General features: G+C 61.2%; 17 protein-coding genes. 15 read left to right on the top strand and 2 right to left on the bottom strand.

The features are described 5' to 3' along the window. Positions 1 to 63: 63 nt before the first annotated feature. The 5 genes from AD670_RS15045 to AD670_RS15025 all read left to right on the top strand — a co-directional run bounded on the left by AD670_RS15045 (position 64) and on the right by AD670_RS15025 (position 6,900). Complete coding sequence (locus AD670_RS15045; RefSeq protein ID WP_053133653.1) at positions 64 to 2,400, top strand: bifunctional diguanylate cyclase/phosphodiesterase; 2,337 nt, start codon at positions 64 to 66, stop codon at positions 2,398 to 2,400. A 198-nt stretch (positions 2,401 to 2,598) separates the two neighbouring features. Beyond that, entirely contained in the window at positions 2,599 to 3,282 is a 684-nt protein-coding gene (locus AD670_RS15040) for a methylamine utilization protein (protein ID WP_053133650.1), read from the top strand. Beyond that, complete coding sequence (locus tag AD670_RS15035) at positions 3,266 to 5,614, top strand: bifunctional diguanylate cyclase/phosphodiesterase (protein ID WP_053133647.1); 2,349 nt, start codon at positions 3,266 to 3,268, stop codon at positions 5,612 to 5,614. The genes AD670_RS15040 and AD670_RS15035 overlap by 17 nt, the downstream gene beginning before the upstream one ends. Positions 5,615 to 5,623: 9 nt before the next feature. Further along, positions 5,624 to 6,481: a DUF3034 family protein gene (locus AD670_RS15030; protein WP_053133644.1), complete on the top strand. Its 858-nt coding sequence runs from the start codon at positions 5,624 to 5,626 to the stop codon at positions 6,479 to 6,481. Continuing rightward, complete coding sequence (locus AD670_RS15025; protein ID WP_172681482.1) at positions 6,478 to 6,900, top strand: group 1 truncated hemoglobin; 423 nt, start codon at positions 6,478 to 6,480, stop codon at positions 6,898 to 6,900. The genes AD670_RS15030 and AD670_RS15025 overlap by 4 nt, the downstream gene beginning before the upstream one ends. A gap of 108 nt (positions 6,901 to 7,008) precedes the next feature. Here AD670_RS15025 and AD670_RS15020 read toward each other — a convergent pair whose 3' ends face one another. Further along, positions 7,009 to 9,420, bottom strand: a complete 2,412-nt coding sequence (locus tag AD670_RS15020) for a glucose/quinate/shikimate family membrane-bound PQQ-dependent dehydrogenase (protein ID WP_053133638.1) — start codon at positions 9,418 to 9,420, stop codon at positions 7,009 to 7,011. Positions 9,421 to 9,857: 437 nt separating this feature from the next. Beyond that, positions 9,858 to 11,876, bottom strand: coding sequence for a TonB-dependent receptor (locus tag AD670_RS15015; RefSeq protein WP_053133635.1), 2,019 nt, complete (start codon positions 11,874 to 11,876; stop codon positions 9,858 to 9,860). Between the two features lie 150 nt (positions 11,877 to 12,026). Here AD670_RS15015 and AD670_RS15010 point away from each other — a divergent pair, with 150 nt between their 5' ends. The 10 genes from AD670_RS15010 (at position 12,027) to AD670_RS14965 (ending at position 19,992) form a co-directional block, all read left to right on the top strand. Beyond that, the gene (locus AD670_RS15010) at positions 12,027 to 12,260 is read left to right on the top strand and encodes a VF530 family DNA-binding protein (RefSeq protein ID WP_016977534.1); all 234 of its coding nucleotides are present in this window, start codon (positions 12,027 to 12,029) and stop codon (positions 12,258 to 12,260) included. A gap of 4 nt (positions 12,261 to 12,264) precedes the next feature. Further along, positions 12,265 to 12,888: a Pr6Pr family membrane protein gene (locus tag AD670_RS15005; RefSeq protein ID WP_053133633.1), complete on the top strand. Its 624-nt coding sequence runs from the start codon at positions 12,265 to 12,267 to the stop codon at positions 12,886 to 12,888. A 429-nt stretch (positions 12,889 to 13,317) separates the two neighbouring features. Next, on the top strand, positions 13,318 to 13,839 hold the full coding sequence (locus tag AD670_RS15000; protein ID WP_256243910.1) for a fimbrial protein: 522 nt from the start codon (positions 13,318 to 13,320) through the stop codon (positions 13,837 to 13,839). Between the two features lie 50 nt (positions 13,840 to 13,889). Beyond that, a complete protein-coding gene (locus AD670_RS14995) occupies positions 13,890 to 14,450 on the top strand; it encodes a fimbrial protein (RefSeq protein WP_053133629.1) in 561 nt (186 codons plus the stop codon). Positions 14,451 to 14,469: 19 nt separating this feature from the next. Next, positions 14,470 to 17,073, top strand: a complete 2,604-nt coding sequence (locus tag AD670_RS14990; RefSeq protein WP_156338237.1) for an outer membrane usher protein — start codon at positions 14,470 to 14,472, stop codon at positions 17,071 to 17,073. Then, positions 17,070 to 17,831, top strand: coding sequence for a fimbria/pilus periplasmic chaperone (locus AD670_RS14985; protein ID WP_053133626.1), 762 nt, complete (start codon positions 17,070 to 17,072; stop codon positions 17,829 to 17,831). The genes AD670_RS14990 and AD670_RS14985 overlap by 4 nt, the downstream gene beginning before the upstream one ends. A gap of 21 nt (positions 17,832 to 17,852) precedes the next feature. After that, the gene (locus tag AD670_RS14980) at positions 17,853 to 18,434 is read left to right on the top strand and encodes a fimbrial protein (protein ID WP_053133623.1); all 582 of its coding nucleotides are present in this window, start codon (positions 17,853 to 17,855) and stop codon (positions 18,432 to 18,434) included. A gap of 10 nt (positions 18,435 to 18,444) precedes the next feature. Next, on the top strand, positions 18,445 to 18,939 hold the full coding sequence (locus tag AD670_RS14975; protein ID WP_053133620.1) for a fimbrial protein: 495 nt from the start codon (positions 18,445 to 18,447) through the stop codon (positions 18,937 to 18,939). Positions 18,940 to 18,952: 13 nt separating this feature from the next. Then, positions 18,953 to 19,432, top strand: a complete 480-nt coding sequence (locus AD670_RS14970; RefSeq protein ID WP_053133617.1) for a fimbrial protein — start codon at positions 18,953 to 18,955, stop codon at positions 19,430 to 19,432. Positions 19,433 to 19,443: 11 nt separating this feature from the next. Next, a complete protein-coding gene (locus tag AD670_RS14965) occupies positions 19,444 to 19,992 on the top strand; it encodes a fimbrial protein (protein WP_053133614.1) in 549 nt (182 codons plus the stop codon). Positions 19,993 to 20,049: the final 57 nt, after the last annotated feature.

The following is a 20,049-nucleotide window of genomic DNA, read 5'->3' as shown; positions in this document are numbered from 1 at the left end:
GGAATGCACATGACTAAGGGACGCGGCGGCAGAGAGAGGCGAACGCTGCCAGAGGGCACTGCCATGACGTGGCGCCATACGTTTCAAACCCGCATTGCCGGGGTGTTGGCGCTGTTGCTGCTGGTGGTGGTCGCCGCCACCTATTTCGCCGTGAAGAGCGCCACCACCCGTGCGGTGGAAAACCAGGCACAAGTCCAGCTGCAAACCGGTAGCCAGGTGTTCGAGCGCCTGTTGGAGCTGCGCGGACGCCGCCTGCAATACGGCCTGGACTGGCTGACCGTCGACGGCCCGTTCAAGCAGGCGGTGGTCGAGGGCAAAGACGCGGCGATCCGCGCCGCCCTGCGTCGCCACGGTGCCGGCATGGGGACCAGTGAAGTGTTTGTGCTCGGCCTGGATGGCAAGGTCATGGTCAGCACCTTGCCTGTCCTCACTCGCGGTCAGTTCTTCCCCTATGACGACGCCCTGCGCCACGCGCGGCGCAGTGGCTTGCAGATGTTGATCGTGGCCATGGACGCTCGTCCTTACTTGCTGGTGCAGGACGAAGTGCTCGACCCGCTGCCCATCGCGCGGGTGGTGATGGGCTTTCCCATGGACACGCTGTTTGCCAATGAACTGCGCTCCATGAGCAACCTGGAGGTGTCATTCCTCAGCGTACAAAACGGCAGGCCCGGCGCGCTCTTCAGCACCCTGCCCGATGCGTATCACGCCGACATCCTCAACCTGCTGCACCAGGGGCCGATCGCCCCCGAGCCACGGATCCACCGGTTCTACGGCCAGCGCGTGCTCAGCCAGGTGTTGCCACTGGCCAACACCGGTGACGGCAATGAAGTGCGCGTGCTGTTGCAAACCTCGCTGGACCACGCGCTGGAATCCTTTGCGCCGCTGGACCGGCAGTTCCTTGGGATTGCCCTGGCGATGCTGCTGGTGTCGTTGGCCGGTGCGTTGTTCCTGGCGCGGCGGGTATCGCGCCCGCTCAATGCGCTGGTGGAAGCGGCGGGGCGCATCGGTGCCGGTGATTACCGCACGCCGGTGCGGGTGCGCAGCCACGATGAGTTCGGCCTGCTGGCCCGCGCCTTCAATGCCATGCAAAGCGGTATCGCCGTGCGCGAGCGGCAACTGGCCCATAACGCCCTGCATGATCCGCTCACCGGCCTGCCCAATCGCGCGTTGGCCATGGAACGCCTGGGCAGTGCGATCAGCGCGCGGCGGCCGGTGGTGTTGCTCTACCTGGGCATCGAGAACTACCGCTTGATCAACGAGGGATTCGGTCCCGAGGGCGTCGAGGAAATGCTCCGCGAAGCCAGCCGTTGCCTGTCCATGAGCCTGCTGGCCAGCGACACGGCGGCGCGCATTGCCGGCAGTGAGTTTCTGCTGTTGCTGGAGAATATCGAGATCGACCGCGCCGTGGCCCGCGCCGACCGCCTCTATGCGTTGCTCACCGAACCCCAGCGCATCGGCAACGACGAGGTGCGTCATGAGGTCAGCATCGGTATCGCCGCTTACCCCGCCGATGGCCTGCAGGTGGAAGAGTTGATCAACCGCGCCGCCATCGCCCGCCACGATGCGACGACGCTGCCGGGCTACCTGCAGATCTACCAGCAGGACCGTGACCTCGCCCACCAGCGCCAGATCAGCCTGATCCGCGACTTGCGCCGCGCTGCCGTCGAAGGCGAGTTGTACCTGTGCTACCAGCCCAAGCTCGACCTCAAGCACGGCCATGTGCGCCAGGCCGAAGCCTTGCTGCGCTGGCAGCATCCGACGCTGGGGCTGGTGTCGCCCGCCGAGTTCATCCCCCTGGCCGAACGCACCGGCAGCATGGGCGGCCTGACCCTGTGGGTGATCGAAGAAGCCATCCGCCAGGTCGGCGAGTGGGCACAGCGCGGCCTGCACATTCAGTTGTCGGTGAACATCTCGGTGGATGACCTGGCCGATGATGACCTGGCGATTCGCGTCACCACCCTGCTGATGCAGTACGGCGTGGCGGCCCAGCAACTGATTTTCGAGATCACCGAAAGCGCGATCATGCACAACCCACAGCAGGCCTTGAGCGTGCTCGAGCAACTGCGCAGTTGCGGCATCAGCCTGTCAGTGGATGACTTCGGCACCGGCTACTCGTCGTTGGCGCAACTGCAGCGCCTGCCGGTGCAGGAGTTGAAGATCGACCAGTCGTTCGTGCGCAACCTCGACAGCACCAGTGGCGACGGCGTCATCGTGCGTTCGACCATCGAAATGAGCCATAACCTGGGGCTCAAGGTGGTGGCCGAAGGCGTGGAGTTCGAGCCCAGTCTCAAGCTGCTCAAGCTATGGAACTGCGACACCGCCCAGGGCTACCTGATCAGCCGGCCGCTGAATGCCATGGCGTTCGAGATGTGGATGCGGCGCGAGCGGCAATTGGTCTAGAAACCTCGCCTATGGACTACAGCTTTTGCGAGCGTGGTCGATAAGCTCTACAGAGCCTGACCGATTGCATAGGTTTTTACCGACCAGCGGCGGTGCCGAGCGTTGCATTGGGTGATGGCATTTTGCCTTGTTTGCGGCATCATACCGTCATTGGTTTTATCTTTCTGCCAAGGCTGGCCGCTTTTTTCCGGATCCCCCATGGCCTCACTTGCTCACCTGTTTTCGCCTGTCGCAGTGTTGCTGGCGCTGGCTTTCCCGGCCTCGGCAGCGACGCTTGAGGTGTTGATGCATCAGGCCGATGGCAGTCCGGTCGCGGATGCGGTTGTGACCTTGCAGGGGCCCGCAGGCCAACCCACGTGGGCACCCAAGGCCGATATGGACCAGCGCGGCCAGCGCTTCGCCCCCCATGTGCTGGCGGTGCACACCGGCACCCAAGTGCGCTTTCCCAACAGCGACAATATTCGCCATCAGGTCTACTCCTTCTCCACCGCCAAGCGCTTTGAACTGCGCCTGTACGAAGGCACACCCGCCGCGCCGCTGCTGTTCGACAAACCCGGGGTGGTGGTACTGGGCTGCAATATCCATGACTGGATGCTCGGCTACATCTACGTTACCGATGACCCCCGCTTCGGCGTCAGCGATGCCCAGGGCCGAGTGCGCCTGGAGCAACTGCCGCCCGGCGATTACCACGCCACCCTGTGGCACCCGCAACTGGCGGATATGCAGCCCCTGGATGGCGGCATCCTGCATGTGCCGGCGGCCGGCTTGAGTCACCCTGTGGTGCTGAGCCTGCAGCCCCCTTCGGCGGATCTGCCACCGACGCCCACGCCGAGCGCGTTTGGGGACGCCTTCAATCGAGCTGCCCGTGAAACTGCGCAGTAGCTTTCAGGCGCGCGTCGCCTGCGTGCTGATCCTGCTCTCGCTGGTGGTGATCGGCGCGGTGTATTTCAGCGTCAAGGTCGCGACCAGTTCGGCGGTGCGCAGCCAGGCCCTGGCCCAGTTGGACGTAGGCTCGCGGGTGTTTGAACGCTTGCTCGACCTGCGCGGTCGGCGCCTGGCCGATGGCGTGCAACTGCTGGCCGCCGACTTCGGTTTTCGCGATGCGGTGGCCAGTGGCGATTCGGCGACGATGCGCTCGGTGCTGCTCAACCACGGCAAGCGTATCAACGCCAGCGACATGATCCTGTTGGGCATGGACGGCAAGGTCCTCGCCAGCACCCTCGACGAAGTGCCCGAAGGCTCGACTTTCCGCTACGACCAGGCGCTGCGCGAAGCCCGGCGCAATCGCCAGGCCACGCTGATCGTGCCGCTGCAAGGCAAGCCGCACCTGCTGGTAGAAGCCTCGGTGCTGGCGCCATTGCCGATTGCGCGGGTGGTGATGGGGTTCAGCATGGACGCCGCGTTTGCCGAGGAATTGCGCTCGTTGAGCAACCTGGAAGTGTCGTTCCTTGCGATCGATCATGACCGTCCTGGCGAGTTGGTCAGCACCCAGCCGCAAGGGCTGCATGACAGCGTTATCGAGTTGATACAGGTCGATTCGACGCGCCATGGCGTGTCCACCACCGACCACCTTGCGCGCCGGTTCCTCAGCCAGTCCCTGGTGTTGGCCAGCGATGAGAACGGCAAAGTCCTGGCCTTGCTGCAAAGCCCTCTGGACGCGGCGATGCAAGCCTTTATGCCACTGGACGAAAAGATCCTCGGCATTGCGTTGGTGGCATTGATCGCTTCGCTGATCGGTGCCTTGCTGCTGGCCCGCAGCGTGTCGCGGCCGGTCCAGGCGCTGGCGCTGGCGGCCGAGCGCATCGGCCAGGGTGATTACCAGACCCCGGTGCTGCTCAAGCGCAGCGATGAGCTGGGGCGCCTGGCGCTGGCGGTCAACGCCATGCAGAGCGGCATCGCCGAGCGTGAGCAACAGCTGGCGCACAGCGCCCTGCACGATCGCCTGACCGGCCTGCCGAACCGCGCGTTGGCCATGGAGCGCCTGAGCAGTGCGATTGCCCTGCAACGGCCGATGGCATTGATTTACCTGGGCATCGATAACCTGCGCGCCGCCAGCGAAACCGCCGGGCCGGACGCCGTGGACCAATTGCTGCTCACGGTGAGTAATCGTCTGCAAGTCACCTTGCGCCCCGGCGATACCCTGGCGCACTTGATTGCCGATGAATTCCTGCTGCTGCTCGAAGGCGCGGGCAGCCAGGAAGCGGTGGGGCTGGCCGACAAGCTGCAACAACTGTTGCTGCGGCCCCAGCGCGTCAACGGCCATGACCTGGCGCTGGACTGCCGTCTGGGTATCGCCGCCTACCCGGCCGATGGCGACAGCGCCCAGACCCTGTTGGAGCGCGCGGCGATTGCGATGAAAGACGCCGCGCAAATGCCCGGCCGTTTGCACATCTATGAGCAAGGCCGCGATCTTGCGCATCGGCGGCAAATCACCTTGATCCGTGACCTGCGCCACGCGCCCAGCCAGGGCCAACTGCTGCTGCATTACCAGCCCAAGCTGGACCTTCGCCAAGGCCACGTGCGCCAGGCCGAAGCCCTGTTGCGCTGGCAGCACCCGCAGTTCGGCCTGGTCTCGCCGGCAGAATTCATCCCCCTGGCCGAACGCTCCGGCAGCATTCGCTTGCTGACCCAGTGGGTGATCGAGGAGGGCATTCGCCAGTTGTGCGAGTGGAACCGGCGCGGCCTGTATCTGCAGTTGTCGTTGAACATCTCGGCGGATGACTTGCTCGGCGATGAGCTGGCCCACCGAGTTTCGGCGTTGCTGCGTCGCTATGGCTTGCCGGCGGAACAACTGGTATTCGAGATCACCGAGAGCGCGGTCATGCGCGAGCCGGAAAAAGCCCTCAAGGTCCTGCACCTACTGCGCGAATGTGGCATTTCTCTGTCGGTGGATGACTTTGGTACGGGCTACTCGTCGCTGGCGCACCTCAAGCGCTTGCCGGTGCAGGAATTGAAGATCGACCAATCCTTTGTGCGTAACCTCGATGAAACCAGTGAAGACGCGGTGATCGTGCGTTCCACTATCGAGATGAGCCACAACCTGGGCCTCAAGGTCGTCGCCGAAGGCGTCGAATACGCCCACAGCCTGCGGTTGCTGGAACGCTGGCAGTGCGACACGGCCCAGGGTTACCTGATCAGTCGGCCCTTGAGTGCCGACGCTTTCGAAGCCTGGGTGGCCTTGCCCCTCAGCGTGCAAACTTCCCTGGTTCATTGAGTGGCTGACGTGCGTGTTTCTCTATTGATCGGCTGCCTGACCGCCCTGACCGTGCAAACGACCCTGGCCGATAACGGTCGACTGATCGCCACTGGCGGTGCCAGCAGTATCGAAGGTACCGCGGGTGGTGGCATCACGCCGTGGGCGGTGCTGGCCGGCTATGGCGAACAGCACGAATGGGGGGCCACGGCCTTCGCCACCACGGTCAACCTGCCGGACTATCGGCTTGACGTGGCCGGCCTGGCGCTGGCCTATGACAACCGGGTCGAACTGTCCTTCGCGCGCCAACGCTTCGACCTCGGCACCTTGGTGCACAGGCTCAACCTGCCCGAGGACAATCTTGGCCAGGACGTGCTGGGGCTCAAGCTGCGGCTGTTCGGCGATGTGATCTACGACCGCTTGCCCCAGGTTTCGTTGGGCCTGGAGTACAAGCATCAGACCAACTTCGACATCCCCCGCCTGGTAGGTGCCAAGCGCGACAGCGATGTCGAAGGCTACCTGGCCGCCAGCCGCCTGTTCATGGGCGCGGCGTTTGGCTACAACGTGCTGGTCAACACCAGTCTGCGCTACAGCCGCGCCAATGAAACCGGCCTGCTCGGTTTTGGCGGCGACCGCCGTGACAGCCGCAGCCTGCTCAAGGAAGGCTCCGTGGCACTGCTGCTCAACCCGCGCTGGGCGGTGGGTGTGGAGTACCGCGAGAAGCCCGATAACCTCTCGTTTGCCGGCGAAAGCGATTGGGCCGATCTGTTCGTCGGCTACTTTCCCAACAAGCATGTGTCCTTCGTGCTGGCCTACGCGCGCCTCGGGGAGATTGCCACGTTGGATAACCAGAACGGCACCTACTTGTCTGTGCAGGGGAGCTTCTGATGCGTCTGTTACCCGTGATTTTGGCGTTGCTGCTCAGCGCCTGCGCCCAGCAACCGCCCAAGGACGACAGCCTGTACCGCGACCTCGGCGCCATGCCCGGCATCACCCGCATCGTCGAAGGCATGCTGCTCAACATCGCCCGCGATGAACGCATTGTTGATCGTTTTCGGCGCATCGATATCCAGCGCCTGCGCAACAAGTTGATCGAACAGTTCTGTGTGGAAGCGGGCGGGCCGTGCACCTACACCGGCGACAGCATGGCCGAGAGTCACAAGGGGCAGCATGTGAGCCGCAGTGATTTCAATGCACTGGTGGAGGATTTGATCAAGGCGATGGACAGCGAGGGGATCGCGGTGCCGGTGCAGAATCGGTTGATTGCCCGGTTGGCAGTGATGCGCGGTGAGGTGATCGAACACTAGTTTGATGAATGCCGGGAGGCAAGCCCCTCCCACATTTTGATCTGTATTGGTTATGAAAAAGGCGGCTACCTGTGAGGGTAGCCGCCTTTGTTTTGCCGCCGGTACCGCTTAATCCGGCAGTTTGAACGCCATCACGTAGTCACCCTGCTTGGTCCCCAGGGAACCATGACCACCGGCCATGACCAGCACGTACTGCTTGCCGTCCTTGCCGGTGTAGGTCATCGGTGTGGTTTGCGCGCCGGCTGGCAGGCGGCCTTCCCACAGTTGCTTGCCGTTTTTCACGTCGTAGGCACGCAGGTACTGGTCAAGGGTGCCGCTGAGGAAGGACACGCCACCGGCGGTGGTGAAGGTGCCGCCCAGGCTAGGGACGCCCATGCTCAGGGGGATCGGAACCGGCGAGCTGTCACGCACGGTGCCGTTCTTGTGCATCCAGATGGTTTTGTGGGTGGTCAGGTCGACCGCCGCTACATAACCCCAGGCTGGCGCCTGGCACGGCAGGCCCATTGGCGACAGCATGGCTTCGAGGATCACGCCGTACGGCGCGCCTTTGTTCGGCTGCACGCCTTCGGTTTCGCTGACCCGTGGGCCTTGCTTGGCGATGTCGGCAGCCGGGATCAGCTTGGATTTGAACGCCATGTAGCTAGGGTTTACGAACGCGATCTGGCGTACCGGGTCGACGGAAATGCCACCCCAGTCGAACACGCCGAAGTTACCTGGGTAAACGATCGAACCTTGCAGCGAAGGCGGGGTGAAAGCCCCGTCGTAGCGCATGGATTTGAAATCGATGCGGCACAGCATCTGGTCAAACGGCGTCACGCCCCACATGTCACGCTCTTTGAGCGGCGGCGGCATGAAGTTCAGGTCGGACTTCGGTTGGGTCGGCGAGGTGTGGTCGCCGGCGACAGCGCCTTGCGGCACGGCCACTTCGTGGATCGGCACGACCGGTTGGCCGGTGGCGCGGTCGAGTACGTAGATGCTGCCTTGCTTGGTCGAGGCCATCACGGCCTGCTTCACGCCGGCTTCGGTCTTGATGTCGATCAGCGACGGCTGGCCGCCCACGTCCATGTCCCACAAGTCATGGTGAGTGAACTGGAAGGTCCACTTCACGTGGCCGCTGTCGATGTCCAGGGCGGTCAGGCCGGCGCTGTATTTTTCCGAGTCTTCGGTACGGTCGCCGCCGTACTGGTCGGGCATCTGGTTGCCCATCGGCAGGTAGAGCATGCCGAGTTTTTCATCCACGGCGAACATGGACCACATGTTCGGCGAGTTGCGGGTGTAGGTCTTGCCTTCGGCCAACGGGGTGGTGTCGTCCGGGTTGCCGCTGTCCCAGTTCCACACCAGCTTGCCGGTGTGCACGTCGAACGCGCGAATTACGCCACTAGGCTCGTCGGTGGAGACGTTGTCGGTGACGTGGCCGCCGATCACCACCAGGTTCTTGGTCACGGCCGGTGGCGACGTGGAGTAGTAACCGCCGGGGGCGAAGCTGCCGATATTGGCACGCAGGTCGACCTGGCCTTTGTCACCGAAGTCTTCGCACATCTTGCCGGTGTCGGCATTCAGGGCGATCAGGCGGGTGTCGGCGGTCGGCACGAAGATGCGTTTCGGGCAGGCATTTGGCGCGGCAGCCGGGCTGGCGCTGCCGGTCGGGCTCTGCTCGGAAGCGTAGGCGGCGTCATCGTGATACGACACGCCACGGCAGGTCATGTGTGCCCAACCCTTGAAATTCTCGGCACCCTGGCTGCTGATCTTCGGATCGAAGCGCCAGATTTCCTTGCCGGTGTCCGGGTCCAGCGCGATCACCTGGCTGTGCGGCGTGCACACGTAGAGCATGCCGTTGACTTTCAGCGGGGTGTTTTCTGCGGTGGTTTCACCCGGGTCGTTCGGACCGGGGATGTCGCCGGTGCGATAGGTCCACGCCGGTACCAGCTTGTGGGCGTTTTCCGGGGTGATCTGCGCCAGTGGCGAGTAACGATCACCGTAGGCCGAACGGCCATAGGAATTCCAATCGCCATCCGCCTGGGACGGAGCAGCGCTGGCCATGCCCGGTACCGCGTCGCGGTCCAGTTGGCCTTTGATCTCGCCGGGGTTGGTGAATTGGCTGGCAACGGCAGCAGCGCCGGCCAGCACCACGGCCACGCTCAGCGCGCCGGTGCCCAGCGGGGCAGGTTGGCCGCGCAGCAACGGCCGGCGAAACCACGGGAGCAGCATGACGATGCCCAAGGCGAACAGCAGCGCCAGGCGCGGCACCAACTGCCACCAATCCAGGCCGACTTCCCACAAGGCCCACACGGTGCTGGCGAACAGCACCAGTGCGTACATGCCCAGCGCGGCGCGGCGGGTGGCCAGCAGCAGCAGGCCGGTGAGGGTGATGCCGATACCGGCCAGCAGGTAATACAGCGACCCGCCGAGCATGCTCAGCTTGATACCACCGGCCAGCAAGGCCAGGCCCATGATCAGCAGCAAGACGCCTAGCAGCCTGGGCAGCAGGCGGCTAGGACGTGAAGCACCGTCAGTGCTCATAGTTGTGTTTCTCCGTTACGTTGGAATTATGTATCCCCGTGTTTCTTCACTGTAGATGACGATTCGGCACGGGCTTGGTTCAGCGTGAATTAGGTTTTTCTGGGGAGAGCGGCGTTATCCACAGGCGGGCGATTTATTCCCAGGCGCAGCTCGGTGTAAGACAGCGCTGTCTTGGTAGGTAGGAATAGTCAGCAAAATGGGGTCGGCCGGGGAGTGAAACGTTTCAGGTTATTGCGGACAAGGATAAAGCGCTGGCGCACCAAGAGAAAGCACGAATCGCAAGATGCATCATTTCAGATTTGGTAACAGTGACAGATCGTCGCTGCCAAATAAGGGGGTAGGGGGCTTGCTCCCGATTGCGGTGTGTCAGGGGTGAATGTAGCGGCTGACACTTCGCCATCGGGGCAAGCCCCCTACCACTGGGGCTTTCAGTGTTTTTAGAACGTGGTGCGGATGCCCAATTGCACACTGCGCCCGGGTGCCGGGGCGATATCGCGCAGAATCGAGCTGGCGTAGCGCACGGTCTGGTTGGTGAGGTTTTCGCCATTCACAAACGCCAGCCATTGGCTGCCGCCGACATTGAAGCGATACCCGGCGCTCGCGCCCAAGGTGGTGTAGCCGTCGGTACCGCTTTCGTTATCCGGCACACGCCCTTGCCCGGCAGCGTGTTCGATGTCGATACGCGCTTGCCAGCGGTCCAGCTCCCACAGCAGGCCGCTGTTCAAGCGCAGCGGGGCAATGCGCGGCAAGGCTTCGCCGGTGTCCAGGTTGGTGGCGCGGGTGTAATCGCCCGACAGCTCCAACGCGAACTTGCCGTAGGCGCCTTCCCCCAGCTTCCAGTGATCCTGGGCCTCGAAGCCGGCGAAACGGGCGCACACACCGGAATACTCGTACTCGGGGATGCCGCCTGCGTCTTCTTCACCTTCGTCGTTCAACGTACGACCGGTGCCCAGCAAGCCGATGTAATTGGAGAAGCGGCTGTAGAACACACCGAAGCTGCCCTTGTGGGTGCCGTTGTCAAAGCGCAGGGCCAGGTCGCTGGACACGGCTTTCTCTTTCTTCAGGTTAGCGTCGCCCAGCTCATAGGTGCCGGTGGCGACGTGGGCGCCGTTGGCGTACAGCTCATAGAACGTCGGGGCGCGCTCGGTGTAGCCCAGGGTCGCGGCCAAGGACCAGATCGGCGTGAGGGTGTAGACCGCGCCCGACGACAGGCTGCCAGCGGTGAAGTCGTTACCCTTGTCGGCGCCGGCGAAGCGTTGGTTGCCCTTGGCGTCGGGGTCGACGCTGGTGTGTTCCAGGCGTCCGCCGAGGCTGAGTTTCAGGCGTTCGGTGGCTTGCATTTCTTCGAGGATAAACAGCGCGCCGGCGTTGGTGTCGGTCTGCGGCACGAAGGCCTCTTCACCGAGGGCCGAGAATTCGTTGCGGGTGACCTGCGCACCGACCACGCCGTCGAACGGGCCGATAGGTTGGTGCCGCGCTTCGACGCGGGCCTCGTAGCCCTTGTTCTTGAAGATCGTGCCGGTCTCGCCGCCTTCGATCTCGCGGTGCTCGTAGTCGGTGTAGCCCGCGTCGACTTTCACCGACGTAAACGGACCTTGCAGGTTGCGGATTTCGGAGGCAAACGCGTAGTGATCCTGCTGCATGCGGATGCGTACAGCCTGTTCTGCGGGGGAGCCATAGTTGCTGTCGTAGTTGCTGTAGGACAGCCCGGCGTAACCGTCATCCCAGGTGTAGGAACCGCCCACCGCACCGCCGTCCTGGCGCCCGTCGCTGTTGCCCAGGCGGCCGTTCTTGCCGGGGGCGTCATCACTTTCCGGGGCGTGACGACTGCGGGCCTGGCCGGGGATTTTCAGGTCGTTGAATTCACGCGCATTGGCATCCAGGTGCAAGGCGAACGTGCCGTTGCCGGCTTCCAGCTTGCCGGCGCTGCTACGCGTGGTGTCGGCACCGCCGTAGCGCAATTCACCTGCGCCGTGGATGCCTTCGATGGCTTCGGTGGGGATGCGATTGTCGAAGGTGTTGACCACGCCGCCGATGGCGCTGCCGCCGTACAGCAGCGCCGCTGGGCCGCGCACGATTTCAATGCGTTCCACGTTAACCGGGTCCAGCGGCACCGCGTGGTCGTAGGACAGCGACGACGCATCCAGCGCGCCCACGCCATTGCGCAGGATGCGAATGCGGTCGCCATCCTGGCCACGGATGATCGGCCGGCTGGCGCCCGGGCCAAAGTACGAAGACGACACGCCCGGTTGCTTGTTCAGGGTTTCGCCGAGGCTGCCTTTTTGTTGCAGGGTCAGGTCATCGCCTTCCAGCACGGTGGTTGGCGAAGCGAGTTGTTCGCTGCCCAGCGGGTTGCCGGTAATCACTTGGGGTTGCAGTTCCAGGGCCTGGGCTTCGGAGCAGATCAACAGCGCGGCAGCAAGCGGGGACAAGCGCCATAGGGAGGATAGGGACATCGGACATTCCTTGGCAAAACGACGAAAAGATTTGAGATTTATAGTTACAATATAACATCTCTTTTTCGCTGAAAGCGGGAACTTTTTTTACCTGCGAGGGCGGAGTGATAAGGTGTGCACCTTCGTGAGCACTTTTTTCATAGGCCCGGCATGACCGCGACAAGCAACGACCCTCTCCACGGCGTGACCCTGCAACACGTCCTCACCACCCTGGTGGAACATTACGAATGGGAAGGCCTTGCCGAGCGCATTGATGTCCGCTGTTTCAAGAGCGACCCGAGCATCAAGTCGAGCCTGACGTTCCTGCGCAAGACCCCTTGGGCGCGGGAGAAGGTCGAAGGCTTGTATGTGAAGCTGATGCGCACCAAACGCCCGCTGGATTGACCCCATGAAGCGGTATGTGGCAGCAGCGGCGCTGGCCGGTTGGGTGGGCTTGGCGATTCAGCAGTACCTGATTTTCTATTCGCGCTGGGAAGCCGGCGCCAGCCTGCTGGGTGGGCTGATCAACTTCTTCAGTTTCTTCACAGTGCTGACCAATACCCTGGCAGCCGTGGTGCTCAGCTACGCGCTGATCCGTCGGGACTGCGCCGCCAGGCGGTTCTTTCTCGCGCCCAGTGTCAGCAGTGGGATTGCCGTGAGCATTGTGGTGGTGGGCCTGGCCTACAGCCTGTTGCTGCGGCATTTGTGGCAGCCCGAGGGTTTTCAATGGATCGCCGACGAATTGCTGCACGACGTGATGCCGGTGTTGTTTGTCATCTACTGGTGCTGGTCTGTACCCAAGGGCAGCCTGCGCCTCAAGCACATTGGCGCGTGGGTGATTTATCCGCTGATCTACTTCGCCTATGTGCTGCTGCGCGGGGATTTGCTCGGGCAATATCAATACCCGTTCATTGATGTCGGCACCCTCGGTTATCCACAGGTGTTTGTGAATGCCGGAGGCATTCTGGCGGGGTTTGTGCTGGTTGCACTGGCCGTGGTGGGACTGGATAAGCTCATCAAGCCCCGCTCCTGATTCATTCCTTCCTCACCGCTCCTGGGCGAGCACCGTCCCGTCGAGCGGTTGCGCGCCTCCTCTCGAACGCTTCAACTCATTAGTTAATCTTTCCACATAGAAGTGTTGATCTTTAAGGTGATGTAGTCCTGTTCTTACAGTTATATTTACCTATGATTCTGCATAATTAAACTTCATGTAATCCAATTCTTACAGATGAATCTAAAGTTTTGGCAAATTGCCATAATTTTCTTATAAGTCTTGGCGTTCTCAGGCTACGTAATTAAATGAACTGGCCGACTTGGCTTCTAAAATTTGCACTGGATAATCACCAGGCCTCATCAAATGGGCAGAGTTGCAATGCAAGTAATTGGAAAAAAGATAGGGCGTTCTGCGCGCTAAGGCGACGGAATGACTTAATGACGTTTATTACTATGTGAGCCTCTATACATGAAAGCCAAAATGAACACTGCGCTGTTATCCATCGGGTTGTTGGTAGGGTCTATGTCTGTTGCTCAGGCGGCGGATGGAACGGTCACCTTTTTGGGTTCGGTCCATTCCGGCGCCTGCTCCATCAAGCCTGACTCCGTCGATCAAACCATTCCCCTTGGCGCGATCGCCAAGCATCAGTTGCAGGCGGGAGGGAAGTCCGAGCCTCGGCGCTTGCTGATTGAACTCGAAGGTTGCGATCTGGCCGGCCTCACCGATAACACTGTGACCACGACCTTCACCGGGGCGCCATCCGGCGTTGTGCCGGGTGCGCTGGGCACCGTCGGTAGCGCGGGCAACGTCGGCATCATGATGACCCATGGCAGTCAACCCGTTCGGTTGGGTGTGCCTACCACGCCGCAGATCATTGCCACCGGTGATAACACGCTGGAGTTCGGTGCCTATGTGCAAGGCGCTGCTACGGGCGACATCGTGCCGGGTGATTTCAGCGCGGTGACCAATTTCACCTTGGCTTATCAGTAAGCTTTTTCCCCCGCCACCCAGCGTGGCGGGGGAGGCGGGTGGAGGCATAGGTGAAAACATTCATAAGTCTCGCTATCACCTCTTCTTTGGCGATGTGCGTCAGCCCTTGGGTGATTGCCCAGGAGCTTGCGCAAGGGGATGGGCTCGTCATGCTGGGAGGAGAGGTCGTTGATTCGGCCTGCGGGCTGGAGTTGGTCAGCGTCGATCAAACCATCGATATGGACCCTGAGCCCATCGGCCGGTTTTTACGACGCGCCAGGGGAGGCGACCAATCCTTCCAGTTGCGCCTGGTCAATTGCACATTGAGTCGCACCGATCCGTTACGCCCCGGGGTAACGCTGCCCGACTGGCAGCACCTTCGGGTGACGTTTGACGGCCCCTCCGACAGAGGTGGTCGCTCTTTTGCGGTGTTTGGTGGCTCCCAAGGTGTTGCTCTCAATATCGAAGACTCCGTTGGCCAATTGAGTATTCCCGGTCAGCCGATGACGCCGCATCCATTGGCGGAAGGCGACATGACGCTTCACTTCACGCTTCATTTTGTTGGCAACGGATTGCCCATAGTGGCCGGAGCGCACCGTGCCGCCGTGCGATTCAAGTTGGAATATTTCTGAACTTTGATGGGTTGCTTGCATGTTGAATACGGCGAAGGTCAAGAATACGCTGCGCTCAAACTTTTTTAGTGGGTTGATATTGTTGCCGAGCACTGCTTTGGCCGCCGGGGATATTGAGTTTAATACAGACGTTCTTGATCTAAGTGATCGGACTAATATTGACTTGTCTCAGTTTGCCCGCAGCGGTTTTATTCTGCCTGGCACTTACTCGATGGTTGTGCAGATCAATAATCAGGCGATGGCCGAGCAATCGGTGGCTTTCTATCCCCCCGATAATGATCCCAAAGGCAGCCAGGCCTGTTTGTCGCCGGCCCTTGTGGACTTGCTGGGGCTCAAAGTGTCGGGCGCTGCCGAACTCAAGTGGTGGAAAGGCGGTGACTGCCTGGATATAGAAAGCTTGCCGGGCATGGAGGTCAGTGGCGATCTGGCCACCTCCACGCTGAACATCAGCGTGCCCCAGGCCTACCTTGAATACAGCGCCATCAATTGGGATCCGCCTTCCCGCTGGGATGAGGGCGTGCCGGGGTTGCTGATCGATTACAACATGACGGTGCAGTCCAGCTACCAAAAGAATGACGGCACCCGTAACAACTTAAGTGGTAACGGCACCCTGGGGGCGAATGCCGGGGCCTGGCGCCTGAGGGCGGACTGGCAGGGGCGTGTCGAAAAAGGCCTCGACAGTGGGTACGGGGACCCACAACAACTGGAGTGGAGTCGTTACTACGCTTATCGCGCAGTGCCTGCACTGAAGGCGCGCCTGACGGTGGGAGAGGACTATCTGTATTCGGACCTGTTTGACAGCTTCCGCTATACCGGTGCCGCACTCATTTCGGATGCGAGCCAGCTGCCACCCAACTTGCGTGGTTATGCCCCGGAAGTGGTGGGAGTCGCCAAGACAAACGCCCGGGTAGTTATCAGCCAGAAGGGCCGCGTGCTGTATGAAACGCTGGTCGCTGCAGGCCCGTATCGTATTCAGGACCTCAATGACGCCGTGAGCGGTACCCTGGATGTGCGGGTGGAAGAGCAGGATGGTTCGGTACACACCTTCCAGATCGATACTGCAGGCATTCCCTACCTGACGCGCCCTGGCCAGGTTCGTTACAAGCTGGCGGTGGGGCGGCCCTCCGATCTTCAATACGGCGCCGATGGCAATTTTTTCGGTACCGGTGAGTTCTCCTGGGGCGTCAGCAATGGCTGGTCGCTGTTCGGCGGCGCTATCACCGATAACAACTACCGTGCGTTGTCTGTCGGTGCCGGTCGTGACCTGTTGGCGTTCGGAGCCGTATCGCTGGATGTCACTCAGTCCCACGCCAGCGTTTGGAATCAGACGCTCTCGGGCAAATCCTACCGCCTTCAATACTCCAAGCACTTCGAGCAGTACGACAGCCAGGTGACGTTTGCCGGTTACCGGTTTTCCGAGAAAAACTACTTGAGCATGAGTGAGTACCTGGACGCCAGCCATTACGGGTTGAACGGTGAGCTCGGCGGGATCGAAAACGTAGAGTACATCGAGGGCTGGAAACCGATTGGCGACAGCAAGTCACTGTACACGGTGACGCTCAATAAACAGTTTCGTGACCTTGGGGCGACCGTCTACGCCAGTTACAACAAACAGACGTATTGGGGGCGCCCGGACACTCAGCGCTGGAACCTGTCCATGTCGCGCTACTTTAATCTGGGGACAGTCAGGAACATGAGCCTGTCCCTGAACATGTACCGCAGTCAGGAATACGCCTACAAGGATAGCGGAATGGCGCTGACGGTCAGCCTGCCGTTGGGGCGCAGCGGCACACTGTCGCTGGATGGCAGCAGGACCTCGGGCAAAGAGAGCTATGCCACGCGTTACAGTGACCGCCTTGATGAACGCAATAGCTACCAGCTCAGTGCAAGCGACAGTTCTACCAGCGGTTACCTGAGCCATATTGGCGACCAGGCTGACATCGATCTCAGCGCCAGCACACAACAAGGCAATGGCAGAACCCTCAGTGCGTCTATACGCGGTGGCGGCACACTCACGCCCTACGGTGCAGCCCTGCACCGAACCAATGCCGTTGGCGGAACCCGTCTGATGATCGATTCCGGCGGGGTACCCGACGTGCCTGTGCGGGGTTACGGCGTGTCGACCCGCACCAACACCTTCGGCAAGGCGGTGATCTCCGATATCAGCAGCTACCAGCGCACGGCCGCCAGTGTTGACCTGGAGAGCTTGCCGAGCAACGTCGAAGCCACGCAGTCGGTGACGCAACTGACACTCACCGAAGGGGCCATTGGTTATCGATCGCTGGAAGTGATTGCCGGTGAAAAGGCCATGGCCGTGCTGCGCCTGCCGGATGGCAGTTCACCGCCCTTCGGCGCGACGGTGAAGAACATAAAACAGCAGGACACCGGGATTGTGAACGACGGCGGTGCTGTTTACCTGAGTGGCATCCAGGCCGGCGAGCAGATGATCGTCAGTTGGGGTGGCCTCGAACAATGCCTGCTCACGCTCCCTATGGTTTTACCAGCCGACAGCTTGACCGATGCCCTGCAACTGCGCTGCCAGAGTGTAGCCACTGATCAATCCTCACCCGAGCCAGCATCGCTGACCGGGAAGCGTACCGATACGGAGAACCCCGCCTCATGATGCTCAATACGCGCCCTAAATTCCTGGTCTTCGCGCTGCTGGCAACAGGCCTGACCCCGACCGCCGACGCTGCGGTTGGCCTGGACCGTACCCGTGTGATCTTTGAGGGTGGCAAGGATGCCACCAGCGTGAACATCACCAATAACAACACCCAGTTGCCGTACCTGGCCCAGGGGTGGATCGAGGATGAGCAGGGCAACAAAATCACCTCGCCCTTGATCGTGCTGCCGCCGGTTCAGCGCTTGGAGCCCGGTAAGCAAAGCCAGGTGAAAGTTCAGGCATTGCCGGCGGTCAAATCCTTGCCCCAGGATCGCGAGACCGTTTACTACTTCAACCTGCGGGAAATTCCGCCGCGAAGCGACAAATCCAACACTCTGCAAATTGCGCTGCAGACCCGCATCAAATTGTTCTACCGTCCGCAAGCCATCATGCCCAGCCAGCAGGACTTGTCCAATCCCTGGCAGGAAAAGCTGACCCTCACCCGGCAAGGCGACCGTTACCAGGTGAATAACCCCACGCCTTACTACGTGTCCCTGGTGGACGCGCGCAGCAGCAAAGACGGCAAAACCGTGGCGGGCTTTGAACCGGTGATGATCCCGCCCAAGGGCACGCAGGCTTTGGGACCAACGGCCAAGGCACTTGGCCAGGCGCCCTATTTGGCCTACGTGAACGATTACGGTGGACGCCCGTTCCTGGCCTTCACCTGCAGTGGCGAAACCTGCACCGTGAACGCGCAAGTCTCATCGCCTAATGAGTAGCGTCTGCTGCGGGAGAACGTCATGAAATCGCACACCGTGAAAGTCTTGGGTTGCGCGTTATTGGCCTTGGCGGCGCGGGTGGGCGCCGAGGATGACGAAGGCATCGATGGTCAACGAGGGCGGTTGAACGTTAACGGGTCCATGCATGAATCGCCTTGCAGCCTGGAGATGACATCGCGCCATCAAACGATTGACCTGGGCGCCGTGTCGGCCAGCCAACTGCTACGACCTGGCGATCAGGCGCCATCAAGGGCATTTCAACTGCGCTTCCAGGATTGCCAGCGCACCGCCGGCAGTATCCTCAGTGAGCGTACGGGGAACCTGGCATGGAGTTCCCATGAACCGGTGCTGTCGGTCACGTTTCTCGCGCCTGCCGATGCCGATGATCCACGGTTGGTCAAAGTGCAAGGCATCACCGGGATGGGGCTGCGTTTGACCGACGCCCTGGGCCGGGACGTGCAACTTGGCTCCCGGGGCGAACCGTTGTTTTTGACCGAGGGCGGCAGTCTCCAGACCTGGAATGTTCAACCCACGCGCACCTCCGCGCCGTTGACCAGTGGGGCCTTTCGGGCCGTAGTGGATTTCAGGCTCAGTTATGAGTGAGGGCAATGTAATGACGAAGGCAGTCGGCTCGCGGGCCATTCTTATTGGGGGAGTCCTGCTGTGGGTCGTCAGCCTGGGTGTGCAGGCCGACACCAACCTGATCATCCGCGCGGTCATCATCGCACCTCCGCCATGCATCATTAACGGCGGGAGTACGCTCAATGTGCCCTTTGGCAACGACCTTCTGACGTCACGGGTGGACGGTGTCAACTATCGCCGCAACGTGCCTTATACCGTCACCTGTGATGCCCCTTTCAGCAACGCCATGAGACTTGAACTCAGGGGCACGGGGGCCTCGTTTGATGCGCGCGTACTCTCGACCCGCAACCCGAATCTTGGGGTGAAACTGTTCGTTAACGGTGCGGATTGGCCGCTTAATGCGGCCGTGAATTTTACCTATCCCAACTTCCCCGTCGTGCAGGCAGTGCCGGTCAAGCGCGCGGGCAGCATCCTGCTCGGGGGCGCATTTGATGCCGCCGCCACGCTTGTGGTCGATTACCAATGATGAGGAGCGCGCAATGACATGCTGGCAGCAGCGAGCCTTGCTCGCCTTGTGTTCGATCGGCCTGAGCAGCGCTGCTTCGGCCAACTTGACGTTCAGCGGGACACTCAACGAGCCGCCGCCCTGCACGATCAATGCGGGGAACAAGATCGAAGTCGATTTCGGGGATGTCGGCGTAAAGCGAGTCGATGGTGTGAGATACCGTCGAGGGCTCGGCTACACCATCAACTGTGGTAGCGCCACGCTCCCGTGGGTGCTGAAGTTGAGTGTCAACGGCACGCCCACGACGTTCGACGGCTCGGCTGTGCAAACCAGTGCGACAGGCCTGGGCATTCGGATATTCCAGAATAACCTGCCGTTTCGACTCAATACGCCACTGGATATAACCGTGTCGTCCCCGCCGATGTTGGAAGTCGTACCGGTCAAACAGCCGGGTGCAACGCTGGCCCCCGCAAGGTTTACAGCGGTGGCCACGCTGTTGGCCGAATACCAGTAGGAGTTGAATCCATGGGACATGAGAGTGTTCATCCCAGGTGGCTGTGCGCCGTGCTGGCCTGGGTGCCAGCCTTCAGCCTGATACCCGAGGCGTCTGCGACGGACAACCTGAATTTCAAGGGCAACCTGGTTGAGCAGGCCTGCAACATCAGGCCTGGCGACGAGGCAATCACCTTGGAGCTCTGGGACCTGACCAGCAAGCACCTCTACATCAACACGCGCTCTGTGGGCAAAGGCTTCAAGCTGCATCTGGAAGACTGCGACACCACCATCGGCAACACGGTGACCATCACCTTCGGCGGTGTGGAAAACCGGGCGCTGCCCGGGTTGTTCGCGCTGGATAGCGGCAATGGTGCCTCGGGTATCGGGCTCGGTCTGGAGACGCTGAGCAATAAGCCATTGCCGGTGAACAAAGTCAGCGACGAACAGGTTTTGGCCAATGGCAGCAATGTCATTGAACTCAAAGCCTATGTGCAGGGGGAGCCCAATGCCATCAGGGACCAGACCATCGGGCATGGGGCTTACAGGGTGACCTCTACGTTTACGCTGGACTATCCGTAATTCACAAGTTCAAGCATCGGGTGCACGCGCATTGGCTTTTAGGTCATTTACACGGAC

This window comes from Pseudomonas sp. MIACH, from assembly GCF_001269925.1.
Lineage (GTDB): Bacteria > Pseudomonadota > Gammaproteobacteria > Pseudomonadales > Pseudomonadaceae > Aquipseudomonas.
Note: the sequence above shows the minus strand (reverse complement) of the source record. Positions and strands in the feature narration are given on the sequence as shown.